The sequence below is a fragment of the Mesorhizobium sp. M7A.F.Ca.MR.176.00.0.0 genome, assembly GCF_004023165.1.
Lineage (GTDB): Bacteria > Pseudomonadota > Alphaproteobacteria > Rhizobiales > Rhizobiaceae > Mesorhizobium.
The window spans coordinates 1-15192 of the sequence record NZ_RZTC01000133.1 but is presented as its reverse complement, the minus strand read 5'-3'; the positions used below and the strand labels follow the sequence as shown (position 1 = coordinate 15192).

The 15192-nt window shown below is 63.4% G+C and carries 11 protein-coding genes and 1 tRNA gene; 6 read left to right on the top strand and 6 right to left on the bottom strand.

Annotated features, from left to right (window positions below; genetic code table 11):
* The first annotated feature begins 86 nt into the window (after positions 1 to 86).
* Together rhaI and ggt are read left to right on the top strand one after the other, a co-directional pair.
* Positions 87 to 1379: an L-rhamnose catabolism isomerase gene (rhaI, locus tag EOB59_RS29775; RefSeq protein WP_164895786.1), complete on the top strand. Its 1293-nt coding sequence runs from the start codon at positions 87 to 89 to the stop codon at positions 1377 to 1379.
* Between the two features lie 309 nt (positions 1380 to 1688).
* Positions 1689 to 3428 carry a gamma-glutamyltransferase gene (ggt, locus tag EOB59_RS29770; RefSeq protein ID WP_128289873.1) on the top strand — a complete coding sequence of 580 codons (1740 nt, stop codon included), beginning with the start codon at positions 1689 to 1691 and terminating at the stop codon, positions 3426 to 3428.
* A gap of 87 nt (positions 3429 to 3515) precedes the next feature.
* On the opposite strand, the gene EOB59_RS29765 is transcribed toward ggt, so the two are convergent.
* Both EOB59_RS29765 and EOB59_RS29760 read right to left on the bottom strand, forming a co-directional pair.
* The gene (locus EOB59_RS29765) at positions 3516 to 3863 is read right to left on the bottom strand and encodes a hypothetical protein (RefSeq protein WP_032808338.1); all 348 of its coding nucleotides are present in this window, start codon (positions 3861 to 3863) and stop codon (positions 3516 to 3518) included.
* Between the two features lie 436 nt (positions 3864 to 4299).
* Entirely contained in the window at positions 4300 to 6405 is a 2106-nt protein-coding gene (locus tag EOB59_RS29760; RefSeq protein ID WP_164895785.1) for a TonB-dependent siderophore receptor, read from the bottom strand.
* A gap of 401 nt (positions 6406 to 6806) precedes the next feature.
* On the opposite strand from EOB59_RS29760, the gene EOB59_RS29755 reads away from it, so the two are divergent.
* The 3 genes from EOB59_RS29755 to EOB59_RS29745 are packed head-to-tail and all read left to right on the top strand — an operon-like array spanning position 6807 to position 10549.
* Entirely contained in the window at positions 6807 to 7604 is a 798-nt protein-coding gene (locus EOB59_RS29755) for an ABC transporter substrate-binding protein (RefSeq protein ID WP_245486816.1), read from the top strand.
* Positions 7597 to 9648 (top strand): Fe(3+)-hydroxamate ABC transporter permease FhuB, encoded by a 2052-nt coding sequence (fhuB, locus tag EOB59_RS29750; RefSeq protein ID WP_128289871.1) that lies wholly within the window; start codon positions 7597 to 7599, stop codon positions 9646 to 9648. Before EOB59_RS29755 ends, fhuB begins: the two co-directional genes overlap by 8 nt.
* 25 nt (positions 9649 to 9673) lie before the next feature.
* Positions 9674 to 10549, top strand: coding sequence for an alpha/beta hydrolase-fold protein (locus EOB59_RS29745; protein ID WP_127398639.1), 876 nt, complete (start codon positions 9674 to 9676; stop codon positions 10547 to 10549).
* Here EOB59_RS29745 and EOB59_RS29740 read toward each other — a convergent pair.
* From EOB59_RS29740 to EOB59_RS29725, 4 genes are all read right to left on the bottom strand, one after another.
* Positions 10546 to 11655 (bottom strand): DUF4432 family protein, encoded by a 1110-nt coding sequence (locus EOB59_RS29740; protein WP_127807908.1) that lies wholly within the window; start codon positions 11653 to 11655, stop codon positions 10546 to 10548. The genes EOB59_RS29745 and EOB59_RS29740 overlap by 4 nt on opposite strands.
* A gap of 175 nt (positions 11656 to 11830) precedes the next feature.
* On the bottom strand, positions 11831 to 12268 hold the full coding sequence (locus EOB59_RS29735) for a hypothetical protein (protein ID WP_127396933.1): 438 nt from the start codon (positions 12266 to 12268) through the stop codon (positions 11831 to 11833).
* 155 nt (positions 12269 to 12423) lie between these two features.
* A tRNA-Phe gene (locus tag EOB59_RS29730) sits at positions 12424 to 12499 on the bottom strand.
* 319 nt (positions 12500 to 12818) lie between these two features.
* The gene (locus EOB59_RS29725; protein WP_024504770.1) at positions 12819 to 13712 is read right to left on the bottom strand and encodes a helix-turn-helix domain-containing protein; all 894 of its coding nucleotides are present in this window, start codon (positions 13710 to 13712) and stop codon (positions 12819 to 12821) included.
* Positions 13713 to 13797: 85 nt separating this feature from the next.
* Between EOB59_RS29725 and EOB59_RS29720 the strand changes: the two genes are divergently transcribed.
* Positions 13798 to 15069 (top strand): extracellular solute-binding protein, encoded by a 1272-nt coding sequence (locus EOB59_RS29720; protein WP_128289870.1) that lies wholly within the window; start codon positions 13798 to 13800, stop codon positions 15067 to 15069.
* Positions 15070 to 15192 lie beyond the last annotated feature (123 nt).

Here is a 15192-nt window from a genome sequence, read left to right as displayed (position 1 = left end):
TTCTCCCCGTCACTATACGGGGAGAAGGTGCCGGCAGGCGGATGAGGGGCAGCGCTGCCCGAACATATTTTGGGAGGAACCAGCACTTGTCCGAATCCATCATCTCCGCCGACCTCGTCGACAAGGACAACGCAGCGCGCAAGCCCAACCTCGAGCGCGACTACGCCTCGCTCGGCGAGCGGCTCGACCGTCGCGGCATCGCCATCGACGCTATCAGAGACAAGGTCGAGAAATTCGCGGTGGCGATCCCGTCCTGGGGTGTCGGCACCGGCGGCACGCGCTTTGCCCGCTTTCCCGGCGCCGGCGAGCCGCGCGACATCTTCGACAAGATCGAGGACTGCGCCGTCATCCAGCAATTGACGCAGGCGACGCCGACCGTCTCCCTGCACATTCCGTGGGACAAGGCCGACCCGAACCGGCTGAAGCAGGCGGCTTCGCGCTTTGGTCTTGGCTTCGACGCCATGAATTCCAACACTTTTTCCGATGCAAAGGACCAAGCGCTTTCCTACAAATTCGGCTCTCTGTCGCATGCCGATGCCGGCACGCGGCGGCAAGCGGTCGAGCACAATCTCGAATGCATCGAGATCGGCAAGACGCTGGGCTCCAAGGCGCTGACGGTGTGGATCGGCGACGGCTCGAACTTCCCGGGCCAGGTCAATTTCGCCAAGGCGTTCGAGCGCTATCTCGACGCCATGAAAGAGGTATACGCCGGACTGCCCGCCGGCTGGAAGCTGTTCAGCGAGCACAAGATGTACGAGCCGGCCTTCTATTCCACCGTCGTGCAGGACTGGGGCACCAACTACATGATCGCCAGGGAATTGGGCGACAAGGCGTTCTGTCTCGTCGACCTCGGCCACCATGCCCCCAACGTCAACATCGAGATGATCGTCTCGCGGCTGATCCAGTTCAAGAAGCTCGGAGGCTTCCATTTCAACGATTCGAAATATGGCGACGATGATCTCGATGCCGGTTCGATCGACCCCTACCGGCTGTTCCTCGTCTTCAACGAACTGGTCGATGCCGAACTGTCCGGCACCGAGGGTTTCGATCCGGCGCACATGCTCGACCAGAGTCACAACGTCACCGATCCGATCGAAAGCCTGATGCTGTCGGCGGTCGAGGTGCAGCGCGCCTATGCGCAGGCGCTGCTCGTCGACCGCAAGGCGCTGGAAGGTTTTCAGGACAGTAATGACGCGCTGATGGCGACGCAGACGCTGAAAGCCGCCTACCGAACCGATGTCGAGCCGATCCTGGCCATGGCGCGGCTGAAGACCGGTGGCGCCATTGATCCGGTCGCGGCCTATAGGGCGGCGGGTTACCGCGCCAAGGTCGCTGCGGAACGTCCCGCGGTCGCCGGTGGCTCGGGCGGCATTGTCTGAGCCCGAGCCGGCCCCCTCACCCGGCCGCTTTGCGGCCACCGCCCTCCGGGCGTTCGTTGTTCGAAAAGCCAAGCAGTTGGCTTTTGGCCCGCCGCGCGGACCACGCCTCACCCCCGCTGGGGAGAAGAGACTGACGTCAGCGCTGACAACCTCCTCTCCCCTCGGGGAGAGGTCGGATTGCCTCGAATTGCGCTTCGCAATTCAGTTGGCAATCCGGGTGAGGGGGCTCTTTCTCACGCTCCCTTAATTGTTAGTGGACTCGATCAGTCCAACACGGTCTTCTAGGCGTCCCCCGCCCGGAGAACCGCCATGCCTCTCAACCGTCGGACATTGATCGCCGCCAGTCTTTCCATCACCTTCGCCCTCGCGCCGTTGACGGGCGTCTTCGCCGCATCGCCTGCGCCAGCCAAGGGCGAGCACGGCATGGTGGTGACGGCCCAGCATCTGGCGTCCGAAGTCGGTATCGAGGTGCTGAAAAAGGGCGGCAATGCTGTGGATGCGGCGGTTGCCGTCGGCTATGCGCTCGCGGTCGTCTACCCCAATGCCGGCAATATCGGCGGCGGCGGCTTCATGACCATCCGCTTCAAGGACGGCAAGTCGACCTTTCTCGATTTTCGCGAGCGGGCGCCGCTGGCGGCGACAAAAACCATGTATCTCGACAAGGACGGCAACCCGGTGAAGGGGGCCAGCCTCGACGGCTATCTTGCGGTCGGCGTGCCGGGTTCGGTGGCCGGTCTGGAGATGGCCCGCGAAAAATACGGCAAATTGTCCCGCCAGGATTTGATGGCGCCGGCAATCGGCTATGCCAGGGACGGCTTCATCCTCAACCAGGGCGACGCCGCCTCGTTTGCCGGCAGCGCCGACAGGCTGGCGAAGGACCCCGCGGCCGCCGCCATATTCCTGAAACCCGACGGCAAGCCCTATGGCATCGGCGAACGGCTGGTCCAGCCCGACCTCGCGGCGTCGCTCGCCGCCATTTCCGAAGAGGGTACGGATGCCTTTTACAAAGGCGCCATCGCCGATGCCATCGTCAAGGCGAGCGGCGCCAAGGGCGGCATTCTCGCCAAGCCCGACTTCGAGCAATATGCGGTGCGCGAACTCAAGCCCGTGACCTGCACCTATCGCGGCTACGAGATCACCTCCTCGCCGCCGCCCAGCTCCGGCGGCGTCATCATCTGCGAAATCCTCAACGTTCTGGAGGGCTATCCCTTATCCTACCTCGGTGCCGGTTCGGCTGAGACGGTCCATGTCATGGTCGAGGCGATGCGCTATGCCTATGTCGACCGCAATTCCGCGCTCGGCGATCCCGATTTCGTCGACAATCCGGTCTCGAAATTGCTTGATAAGGCCTATGCCAAGGATATCCGCGACAAGATCGACCCGTTCCGGGCCGGCGTGTCGCAGGATCTGATGCCGAAGGGCTTTGGCGAGAGCAAGGAGACGACGCATTATTCGATCATCGACGATGAAGGCAATGCGGTCGCGGTCACCTACACGCTGAATGGCTCCTTCGGAGCCGGCGTCGTCGCCGACGGCACCGGCATCCTGCTCAACAACGAAATGGACGATTTCACCCAGAAACCCGGCGTGCCCAATCTCTACGGCCTTGTCCAGGGCGAGGCCAACGCCATCCAGCCGAAGAAGACGCCGCTGTCGTCGATGAGCCCGACCGTGGTCGCCAAGGACGGCAAGCCGTTCATGGTCATCGGCAGCCCGGGTGGCTCGCGCATCATCACGATCACGCTGGAAGCGATCGTCAATGTCATCGACCACGGCATGAACATCCAGGAGGCGATCGACGCGCCTCGCATCCACCATCAATGGCTGCCCGACAAGGTTTATGTCGAGCCGTTCGGCCTGTCGCCGGACACAGAAAAGCTGCTGGCCGACATGGGATATCACCTCGATCTCGCTGACCAGACCTGGGGGCAGGCGGCCGGCATCCTGGTCGGCGGCAAGAGCCTGGCGGAAATCGAGAAGGGCAGCGGCGCGCGCTACAACGGCGCCATCGACAGCCGCGCGGCCTCTGGCGAGGCGCTCGGATACTGATAGCTCGGAGGAAAAGCTTGGTGCAGCGTGGCGATTCGGGTTGATCGCCCGCTGCTCAAGTGGATCGGCATCACACCGATGCGACCGTCACAAGACCAGCGTGAGGGTGGACGCAACCAGCATCAAGGCGGCAATGCCGACGAACAGCGCATAGATACGCGGCCGGTCGAGCAGCAGCGCGTTTCCGGATATCCAGGCGGACGTGGCGCCGCCAAGCGCGAAGAGGAAGCCGTTGCGGTGCCCGAAGACCATCGATGCGGCCATCAGCCCGCCAATGATCAGCGCACCGAACACGATGATCACGGCAACGGCATATCTCTCGAAATCATTGCCGCTTCCCATGCTCGGGCCGATTGCGTTCAAGGTTGGCAGATCGTCCGGATCGAAAGGGTTCGTCGACCCGTATTCGTCTTGACCGGCAGGCTCTCGCATCATTCATTCTCCGTATAGCGGCAACAAACCATCAAGCCTTGCCGAGCGCAACCCGATCGCACTCCCTTCAATGCGTTTGGTACGGTCTTCTACACCTTCTGGCGACGACCGCCGCCGGTTTTTTGATTCGTTGCCTTTTTCAGGCAATCCAATCCAGAGCGCGCCGGCCCGAAGGCGGTCGTGGCACCATCATCCTGGAATGCATTCGTGGAGGAAAAATGATGCGGGACGTGGATTGCGCTTCGCGGGCAGCGATTTTCGGCGAGCGGGACGTCGCACGCGGCCGTGGCGGTGCGAATCGGCTTGCCGCCACCCGGACGGAGGACAGGACCGCGTCGAATCGCGGCTCTGGACGCGTCGCGTCGTCACAGGTTCATGCGGCGCGCTTCAGATCCTGCATGCCAGATCACTGCCAGTCGGGGCAGCCGAGCGGCATGCATCAGAACTTCATGCTGAGGCTGCCCTTGATGACGCGGCCTTCGCCATAGATGCAGCTGAGGTCGGCATTGCTGCCGGCCTCATAGCAGGTCGAATAGTAGGTCTTGTCGAACAGGTTGGAGACATTGAGCGCTGCCTGCCAGCCATTCTTCTTGTAGCGCAGTGCTGCGTTGACCAGCGTGTGGCCGGGCACGTTAATCGTGTTCGTATTGTCACCGAAGCTGGCGCCGATATAGCGCACGCCGGCGCCGACACTCAGGCCCTCGAGCACGCCGCTGCCAACCTCATAGTTGGCCCACAGCGATGCCTGGTGTTCCGGCACCCTGGCCGGGCGGTTACCGATGACGGCGGCGGCATCGCTGGTTATCTCCGCGTCGAGATAGGTGTAGGCCGCCGTCATGCTGAGGCCGGAAGCCAGATCTGCGTTGGCCTCGATCTCCAGGCCGCGATGGCGGACTTCTCCGGTCTGGACCTGGTAGACGGGATTGGCTGCTGCCGTCGGCACATTGGTCTTGCGCAGGTCGAACAGCGAAGCGGTGATGAAGCCGGGGAAGAAGGTCGGCTCGTATTTCAAGCCGACTTCATACTGCTTGCCCAACGAGGGCAGCAGCGCGTCTCCGGACTGGGTCGGGCCGATATTAGTGGTGAAGGATTCGGCATAGCTGGCGTAGGGCGTCAGGCCGTTGTCGAAGAGATAGCCGATGCCGATATTGCCGGTGAAGGCATGGTCCTTCTGATCGTAGCTGCCTGCACCGTCGAGTCGGTTGAAATTGGTGTGGTCGATCCAGGCCTGCCGGCCGCCGATTGTCAGGACCCAGTGGTCGGCGATCTTGGACTGGTTTTGTGCATAGAGGCCGACCTGGCCGATCGTCTCCACGCGATCCGTAATGATGAGACTCGGCGGCGTGACAGGGATCGAGTAGTCAGGGTTCTGGGTGTCCAGCGGCGGACCCGCCCCGTAGCCGTTGCGCCCGTCGACCGATTGTCTGCTGTAATCCAGACCGAACAGCAGCTTGTTTTCGACCACGCCGAAGTCAGCCTTGTACTCGGCCTGGTTGTCGACGTTGAACAGCCTTGCCGTCTCATCCACGGTGAACAGCGTGCGCTGCACCGTATGTTCGTCTGCGCCGATGTATGGGCCGCCAAGCCACTCGCCAAAATAGAGCTGCCGGTAGTCGGTTTCCTGCTGCGAGTAGCGCAGGTTTTGCCGCACCGTCCAATGGTCGTCGAACTCATGGCTGAACTGGTAGCCGATCGAACCATGGTTGGCATCGAAGCGGTCGAAGTCAGGCGAGCCGGTGAAGAAATTGCGCGGCAGATTGCCATACTGCGCCGGCAGAAACTGATTCGTCGTCAGCCTGTCCCACTGGTAGTTGGCCAGGACGGTCAGCGAGGTCTGCGCATCCGGCTGCCACTTGAGCGCCGGCGCGACGAAGATGCGGTCGTTGCGGGAATAGTCGGTTTCGAGCGCGCCGTTGCGAACCAGGCCGGTCAGCCGGTAGGACCACACGCCGGCATCGTCGATCGGGCCGCCTATATCCAGCCCGGCCTCGACGGTGTTGAAGCTGCCATAGCTGAGGAAGCCGTCATAGATCGGCTTGTCAGTCGGCCGCTTGGTGACGGCATTGACCATGCCGCCAGCCTCGTTCTCGCCGTAGAGCACCGAGGATGGCCCCTTCAAGACTTCGATTCGCTCCAGCCCGTAGGGCTCGATCTTGAAGCCTGAGAAATCGATCACTTTCTGCGGCAGCCCGTCGCGATAGATCGCCGACGTGCAGAGGTCGAACCCACGAATCAGGCATTGGTCGAAGCGATCGTCGACGCCCCATGGCGAGATGGTGACGCCGGCGAGATAGGACAAGGCGTCCTCAAGCTGCCCTGGCTGGCGATCATCGAGCTGCTTGCGGGTCACCACCGAAATCGAGCGTGGAATCTCCTTCAGCGGCGTGTCGGTTTTCGAGCCGGTGGTGGTGTTTTTGGCGATGTAGCCGTCATCCGGTCCGACCGGGCTGTCGCTCTGTCCCTCGACATTGATCGGGTTGAGCTCGGTCGCGGCTTCCTGCGCAAGGGCTTGGGTGCAAAGCAGGGTCGAAAGCGATGCGACCACGAGGCCCCGGGTCCGGCTTCGCCGCCGCGCCGCACGATATGCACTCAACCGCATCTTGATACCCTCACTGCCCGCAATGCGCGCAGGACCGTTTCGCCTTGCGCCAATTTAAATTTGTTGACTCGGTTAGTCATCTTCAATGTTGACTATGGAAGTCATGTTTCATAGTCAACCGACCATCGGCTGCCGGCAGCCAGATTTTTGAATGCGTCGTTTTGGAGAAAACCCGTGCCTGAAATCCACGCCCAGCCGGTTTTCCGCACAGGCGCTGCGCGATGATGGCAGCCCTTGAATCCCACAGGGCCGACCGTCTCCGCGGTCGGATCACCCGGCGCGGCGCGCTGGGACTTTTCGTTCTGCCCTTTGCCGCAATTGCATCGCCATCTGCCACGGCGAAACCGTTGCGCATCGTCTGCCTGGATGACGGCCTGGCCGAGACCTTGCTCATGCTCGGTGTCAGCCCGGTTGCCATTGCCGGTCGCGACATCTGGGAGACCTGGGTGGTCGAACCGCCGCTGCCGCCTGAGATCGCCGATGTCGGAACGCTGCTCGAACCCAATCTCGAATTGCTGCAGCAACTCAGGCCCGACATCATCCTGTCCATGCCGTATCTCGACGGCATCAAGCCGCTGCTCGAACGCGTGGCGCCGGTGACGACGATCGGGCTCTATACCGAGGCCGGGCAGCCCTATCAGCGCGCGCTCGAGGCGACGCGCCAGCTTGCCAGGCTTGTCGGCAAGGAAAGCGAAGGCGAAGCGCTGATCGCGGCGACAGATGCGTATTTTTCGGAAGTCCGCCGGCAGCTGGCGCCGCTTTCGGCGCGGCCGATCTATGTCGTCAGCTTCATGGATCCGCGCAATGTGCGCGTCTACGGCAAGAAGAGTCTGTTTCAGGAGGTGTTCGATCGCATCGGGCTCGCCAACGCCTGGACGGCCGAGACCAATTATTGGGGGTTTTCGACCGTCGGTATCGACGGGCTGGCGACATCCAGCGACGCTCGCCTCGCCTATCTCGAACCCTTGCCCGAGGGCGCGGGCGGCACGCTGACCGAAAGTCGGGTCTGGAACGCCATGCCTTTCGTGCGCAACCGCTCGATCATGCGTCTTCCCGCCGTCCATATGTTCGGCGCCCTTCCGTCCGCCACCCGTTTTGCTCGGGTCCTGGCGTCTGCGATGACTGTGGAGGCCGCCCGTGGCTGAGGATGCTGCGGCCATTGCCCAAGGGGGGAAGCATGCGTCGGCCGGCCGGGCCTCCGCGTGGAGCTTTTTCAGGAATCAGCCGGTAGGCGCGATCCTGCTTTGCGCGGTGCTGCTCGCGGCAGCGTCAGCGGCAACCGTCTCAAACCTCACCGTGCAGCTACCATCGGCGCTCTGGCTCCAATCGCTCGCCGCCCCCGACATCGCCGACATGCGGCAGGTGCTCGTCCACTATGCTTTCCTGCCTCGGCTTGCCGTCAGCCTTCTGTGCGGTGCGGCGCTCGGGCTTGCCGGAACCGTCCTGCAGCAGGTTCTGCGCAACCCGCTTGCCTCGCCCGAAACGGTCGGCGTCTCGGCCGGCGCCTATCTGGCGCTGGCACTAGCAACGCTTCTGTCGCCGTCGCTGCTTGCCTTTGGCCGCGAATGGGTGGCGCTGGGCGGCGCATTCGTTGCCCTTGCCGCCGTCATAGCTCTGTCCTGGCACAAAGGCCTGTCACCGCTTTCGGTGGTGCTAGCGGGGCTTGTCGTCAGCCTTTATGCCGGCGCCATCGGTGCCGCTCTCATTGTGCTGCGGCATGAATGGCTGGCCAGCCTGTTCATCTGGGGCGCCGGTTCGCTCGGCCAGCAGGACTGGTCGACGACGCTGTGGCTGTTGCCGCGCATCGGCACTGCTGCGCTTGCGATCTTCTTCATAGTGCGGCCACTGACCTTGCTTGGCCTCGACGATGAAGGCGCGCGCAGTCTTGGCGTGCCGCTCGGCGCCTATCGCTTCGCCGGACTGGCGGCCGCCGTCGCGCTGATCGCGTTTGTCGTTGCCGCTGTCGGCGTCATCGGCTTCGTCGGCCTGGCCGCGGCGACGCTCGCGCGCATCGGCGGTGCCCGGCGGCTAGGCCAGCAACTGGTGATGGCGCCGCTGATCGGCGGGGCGCTGTTGTGGGCTGCCGACCAGGCCGTGCAGATCGCCACCGGGCCGCAAGGCGACCTGCTGCCGACCGGAGCGATTACAGCACTTCTCGGCGCGCCGCTGCTTCTCTGGCTGCTGCCGCGCCTTGCTCTGGGCTCGGAAGCCCCGACCTTGATGGCCGCGCGCCTGCCGCGCGCAAGCCGGCCCGGCCTTATGCTGACGGCGATCGGCCTGGCCTTGCTTTTGCTGCTCGGGCTGGCCCTGCTCTATGGACCGGGCCCGCATGGCTGGACCTTCGCCTTCGGCGACGAGCTGCAGCCTTTGCTGTCGTGGCGGTGGCCCCGCGTGCTTGCCGCGCTGAGCGCCGGGGCGATGCTGGCGCTTGCCGGGCTGATGATGCAGCGGCTGACCGGCAATCCGATGGCGAGCCCCGAAGTGCTTGGCATCAGCGCCGGTGCTGCGCTCGGCATGATGGTGGCGCTGTTTGCGCTCTCCGATGCCGGGCGCCCGGTTCAGACGGCGGCGGCAACCATCGGCGCCTTCGCCGCTTTGCTGGTGACGCTGGCGATCGGCCGTCGTGCCGCCTATGCGCCGGAGCGGCTGCTGCTCGCCGGCGTTGCTCTGACGGCCTTGTTCGACGCGCTGATCCTGGTGCTCACCGCCACCGGCGATCCGCGTGCCATGCTGCTGCTCAACTGGCTGACCGGTTCGACCTATGGCGTCGATGTCGGTGACGCCTTGCTCACCGGTGGCATCGCCGTCTGCCTCTTCGCGCTCGCGCCTTTCTTCATGCGTTGGCTCGACATCCTGCCGCTTGGCCCCGCCGCTGTGCAGGGCCTTGGCATTGACCTGAAGAGGACGCGGCTTCTCGTGCTGCTGGTGGTCGCGGCACTCACCGCAGCCTCGACCCTGATCGTCGGTCCGCTGACCTTCATCGGCCTGATCGCGCCGCACCTTGCCCGTCGCCTTGGCCTCTCCCGTGCGCTGCCGCAGGCCGTGGGCGCGGTGCTCGCCGGCGCGCTGATCATGGTCGCCGCCGATTGGGTGGGCCGCACCGCCATCTTCCCGCGCCAGGTCCCGGCCGGTCTCGTCGCCACACTGATCGGCGGCCCGGTGCTGATGTGGCTGCTGCGCCGCCGCTGACCGTTTTGCCCTTGTGGAGATATCGATGCCCAAGTCGACGCCAGCTCTGATCGCCGACACCACGGTCCACGATCTTGTCCCGGCGCAGGTCGGCGCCCCCTGGCGGATATTCCTGCATGTGCCGTCCGGGCCGGTGCCAGAAGCCGGCTGGCCTGTGCTCTACATGACCGACGGCAACGCCGTCATCGGCACGGCGGTCGACGCCATGCGCGCGCAGGCCTTCTATCCAACGGGCAGCAATGTCGGCTGGGGCGTCATCGTCGCCATCGGCTATCCCGTCGAGGGCGCCTATGACCCGCTGCGCCGCTCATGGGATCTCGGCCCGCCGCCGGGCAAGACCTATCCGCCCTTCTATGAGGGCACGCCCGAAGTCCGGACCGGTGGGGCAGGGGAGTTCCTTGCCTTCATCGAGGACGAGTTGAAGCCGTGGGTCGCCAGTCGGATCACGGTCGACGCTAGCCGCCAGGCGCTTTACGGCCATTCTTTCGGTGGTCTGTTTGCGCTCTATGCCCTGTTCACGCGGCCGTCTGCCTTCCAGACCTGGATCGCGGCGAGCCCCGCCATCTATTGGGAAGAGCGTGCCATCGACCGCTTTCTCGAAACCTTCGAGGCCGCCATCCCCGCTGGTTTGGCGGCGACCGTGATCCTGTCGGCCGGCGAGTACGAGACCGAGAAGCTGGCGCCGTTCCAGATTGGCGCCGAGGACGAGGAAAAGCGCCTGCAGCAGAAGAAGATAACACGCACCGACGAATTCGCGCGGGCAATGGCGCAGCGGCTTGATGCTCTCCCGGGCGTGCGTGCGCGCTTCGAGCTGCACGCTGGCGAAAACCACATGTCGATCCTGCCGGTCACGGTCAATCGCGCGGTTCAGGCAGCGTTTGCGGTGAGGGCTTGCGACTAACGGCCTTCACCTCTCAACGCTGCAATGGCTTGTTCTCGTTGTGTGGCTGCGTCCGCGTCCATAGCGCCAAAACGCAGGGCACAGCGGAATTTTTCCCCGGGGGCGACGCGAACCAGGCGGCCTCTTTCCTTGGCCGCAAGATAGCCGTCTGGTTCGGCGGTGGCCGGCAGCACGAGGCCAAGCGCGTCCTGGTCGGCGCCGCGCGTGATCCAGCGGACGGCATAATTGAGCTCGTCGGGGCGAAAGCTGACGAAATCCGCCGTACGGTCCGGATGGACCTGCAAGGCGTGCGCCCAGCCCTGGGGGTCCGCCTTAGCCCTCATCGTCAGCACGAGTTCTGGGTCGATCGGCTCGCCCTTGGTCAGCAGGCGATGCCGCGAAGGATCGGCGACAACGGCATCGCGGTAGGCAAGATAGCTTTCGCTCGGTGTGAAAAAGGGCGGCAGCGTCTGGCGCACGACAATGTCCGCGGAATCATCCGCTACGGTGTCGACCAGGCGCCCGCCATCGGCCGGCTTGAAATTGATGTGCGCCAGGTACATCAACTCAATGGCCGAGCGTTTCAGGTTCTCGATCACGATGTCGACGGCGAGGCTGCTGGCGTCGAGTTGCAGCCGTACGGTGGGCTCCATCACATAGTCATGGCTGAAAGCGAGGGTCTGTCGGCAGCGCCCCGTCAGCGCCATGAAAGGCCCTTCGGAATTGCCGCCGGCGATCAGTTGCACATCCTGATAAGGCGCATTTGGCAGGTCGCCGTGAAGCGGGTGGCGGTCATCCGGCCCCGGATTTCCCATTGCGGTGGCGCCGCAGTGGATGAAGAACGCGCCGTAGTTGGAAAGATAGTCGCGGGTCGCGACCGGCTCATCGAACATCGAGCGCATGGTCAGGGAGCGGCCGAGGAAGGTCGCGTCCCAGATCTGCTGTCCTTGGAACGGCAGCATGACGATTTCGCCCTTCGCGTTGCTGATCCGAAGCCCGGCAACGCCGGATCGGTAGCGAAAGGCGGTGGCGACAAGCCCGCGATAACGCGCGACGATGGTTTCCGACGGGCCGAACTGCTCGGGCACGAGATCGACGAAGACGTGATCGGAGTAGTCCAGATGCATTGTTTCGACCTCTATCCACCGCAAGCGTGCGTGCCGATAGTCGCAGGAAACATCTGGAAATCAACGGCAGCACGTTTCACAGCTTCTGCCAGGACGGCTGGTGGCAGAGTCTCTTCGCGCCCTCCTGGGAGAGCGCTCGAAACTGCAAGCTTGCCAGGCAATATCCCGCGATTGCCTATCCGCGAGCCGGCGGCAGCTCGAACAAAGTGGCGCCGTTCTCCCGGCCGCGCTCGACATAGCCGATAACGCCGAACCATCTTGCGACATCCGGCCCCTGGAGCCAGCTGCGCGAGTGGATGGCGAGGTTGCCGGCGAGCGCCTGGATGTGCTTGATATGCCGCTTGCAGAAGCGAACGGTCGCGGCACGGAAGAAGTCTTCCCGTGCGGCGAACAGCGTGTCGGCGGCGTCGCTGTTCTCATGCCAGGCGATAATTGCCACGGCCTTGTCGCCCTCGACAAGCGCGTGCGCGCGGCCCTCCTTCAAATTCATCATCAGATTGTCGTAGGCGATCTTGCTGTCCTTGCCGGCCGCCGCGTATTCGTCCGACATCCGCTTGGACAGACCGCGAAAGACATCCTCCAGATCCCCAAGCGTTGCTGCGCGTGCTCTCATTTCACCTCCTGCAGCCCCGGCAGGCAGTTTGCCCTAGGGTTGAGGGGTGACCAAGCAAATTAAATCCGTCTGCGGGCTAATGTGCGCAAAGTGATTCCACTTGGCGATGCAGGCGGCGACGCGATGGGGTGTGTCCAGAACGGACCTTGGGAAAATGGTGCCCAGAGGCGGATTCGAACCACCGACACGCGGATTTTCAGTCCGCTGCTCTACCAACTGAGCTATCTGGGCCTGTTCCGGCAAACGAAAACTCGCAGACCGGAATTCATCGAGGCGCCGTGGGGCGCCCCTTGAAAGCGCGTGGGTTATAGCACGGGAATTCGGCCTGTCCAGCGCCTAGTGGGCGATTTCAGGCAGGAAAAGCGACGCCGTGCGGTGCCCCGGTTTCCATGCCGCTTGCGGGCCGGAATCGGGCACGGCATGGCACGATCCGGCCTTCGCCATCCCTGTCCGTGCCGCTGTTGCCGGCTGACATGCCGTGGCACTGCCTTTAGCCGGCGATCGAGGCGCACAATGCTTCGCGGCTCAGACCCGCATTGGTCGCCGCTACCTATCTGGCGCCGGTCACGCCTCTACGAAAATCGGAGGGCGACATGCCGGCGAGCTTGCGGAACGACTTGTTGAAGGCGCTGAGCGAGCCGAAGCCCGAATCCATGGCGACGCGCAGCACATTGGCGTCCTGATGCATCAAAAGCGCCTGCGCATAGCTCAGCCGCAACAGGTTCACATACTCGTTGAGCGTCATGCCGGTGGATTTCTTGAACAGGCTCATGGCATATTTGGGATGGATGTCGGCGGCCGCCGCGATGTTCACGCAATCGATGTCGTAGAGGAAGTTTTCGGCGATGAAATCGCACATGCGACCGACATTGCGCGACGATTGCTGGTCGAAGGGGCTGCCTGTTTCCTGGTCGGTCGGAGTTGCGGATACCAGCCGGTAGGGCTCGAACCGCACCCGCTCCAGCCGCAGCAGCAATTCGTTGACGGCATGTTCGGCCTTGGCCTGGTCGCCGGACCGGGCGTAGCGGTTCCAGCGCTCGAAATTATGGTTGTCGGACTGGTCGGTGGCTGATGTCACCAGTGTCGCGCCGGTCATCAGCCGGTGCCTTATATCCGTGGGCAGGTGCAGCCGGAAGAAATGCACCAGCGGCAGATGCGCCCCGGCATAGATGGCGTCGTCGGACAAATCGTCCATCTGGTGCGGCAGGCCACCCCAGAACAGGCACATCTCGCCGGCCGAAAGCGAAATCTCGTGGTCGTTCATGCGGTAATGCACGCTGCCGCGCACGATGAAATTAACCTCGACCTGGGCGTGCCAGTGCGGCTTGAGCATCACCAACGGATTGGTGTGAAACATCTGCAGGAGCAGCGGCAGGCCTTCCACGCTGCTGGCCCCAGGCTGGTAGAACGGCCGTTCAGGCATCTTACTTTCCGCCAATTTCATATTCCTTTTGACGGCGACAGGCCTTGCCCACTGCATAGTCTAGCCACGCTCACAGTGAGAGAGCAAATGAAATGGGAGGATTTCAATGCGCATCACAATGACCTGCGCCGCGCTCGCGCTTGCCCTGGGCTCAGCCCCGGCCTTCGCGCAATCCGGCGAAATCACCATCTGGAGCTGGAATGTCGCGGCTTCATCGCTGAAGGCGACCATTGCCGGCTTCAACAAGCAATTTCCCGAGGTCAAGGTCACCGTCCAGGATCTCGGCAACCAGCCGACTTACGACAAGTCGATCGCCGGCTGCGCCGCCGGCGGCGTCGGCCTGCCCGACATCGTCACCGTCGAGAACGGTGAGGCCGAGAATTACTGGAGCCAGTTCCCCGACTGCTTCGTTGACCTGCATACGCTCGGCTACACAGCCGACGACCAGAAAAAGTTCCCCGATTTCAAGCGCACCGAGCTGGAAGTGGGCGACAAGGCCTACGCGATGCCGTGGGATTCCGGCCCGGTTGCCGCGTTCTATCGCCGCGATTTCTACGAAAAGGCCGGCGTCGATCCGGCTTCGATCAAGACCTGGGACGATTTCATCGCCGCGGGCAAGAAGATCCAGTCCGCCAATCCTGGCGTCTCGATGACCAATGCCGATTTCAACGGTGACTCGGAATTCTTCCGCATGATCTCCAACGAACAGGGCTGCGCCTATTTCTCCGAGGACGGACAATCGATCACTGTCAACCAGCCCAAATGCGTCGATGCCATGACCAAGGTCAAGGAGATGAAGGACGCCGGCATCATCTCGTCGGCCGACTGGGGCACCAAGATCACCAACAACACCGCCGGCACCGTCGCCACCCAGATCTATGGCGGCTGGTATGAGGGCACCATTCGCACCGAATCTGCCGGTGAAAACGGCAAATGGGGAGTCTATCTGATGCCGAGCCTCACCGCCGACGGGCCGCGCGCCGCCAATCTCGGCGGTTCCTCGCTGGCTATCACCTCGGTGTCGAAGAACAAGGAGGCCGCCTACGCCTATCTGAAATACACGCTCGGAACCAATGAAGGCCAGATCACGATGCTGAAGGAGTTCGGCCTGGTGCCGTCCCTGATCTCGGCGCTCAATGACCCCTACGTCTCGGAAGGTCTGCCCTATTGGGGCGGCCAGGCGGTGTGGAAGGATATTCTCGGCACCTTGCCGAAGGTTGTTCCGAGCCGCGGCACGCAGTTCCAGAGCGACGCCGAAATCATCGTCCGCGCCGTGCAGACCAAGTATCTGGCCGGCGGCTACCCCGACGCCAAGACGGCACTCGACGACGCCGCAAGCCAGATCGCCGCGGCGACCGGACTGCCCGTCAAGTCGTGACCACCGGCGGGCCGAGTGATGCGTCCTGCGGGAACGTTGGCGCTGCCCCTCATCCCCCTGCCGGGACCTTCTCCCCGTATAGTGACGGGGAGAAGGGAGATTGCCGCAGCGCCGGCGCCCTTC

Excerpts from the sequence above, each read along its gene's own strand:
- EOB59_RS29735 (WP_127396933.1), bottom strand. The coding sequence starts at position 12,268 with ATGAGAGCACGCGCAGCAACGCTTGGGGATCTGGAGGATGTCTTTCGC.
- ggt (WP_128289873.1), top strand. The coding sequence starts at position 1,689 with ATGCCTCTCAACCGTCGGACATTGATCGCCGCCAGTCTTTCCATCACC.
- EOB59_RS29720 (WP_128289870.1), top strand. The coding sequence starts at position 13,798 with ATGCGCATCACAATGACCTGCGCCGCGCTCGCGCTTGCCCTGGGCTCA.
- EOB59_RS29740 (WP_127807908.1), bottom strand. The coding sequence starts at position 11,655 with ATGCATCTGGACTACTCCGATCACGTCTTCGTCGATCTCGTGCCCGAG.
- EOB59_RS29765 (WP_032808338.1), bottom strand. The coding sequence starts at position 3,863 with ATGATGCGAGAGCCTGCCGGTCAAGACGAATACGGGTCGACGAACCCT.
- EOB59_RS29745 (WP_127398639.1), top strand. The coding sequence starts at position 9,674 with ATGCCCAAGTCGACGCCAGCTCTGATCGCCGACACCACGGTCCACGAT.
- EOB59_RS29725 (WP_024504770.1), bottom strand. The coding sequence starts at position 13,712 with ATGAAATTGGCGGAAAGTAAGATGCCTGAACGGCCGTTCTACCAGCCT.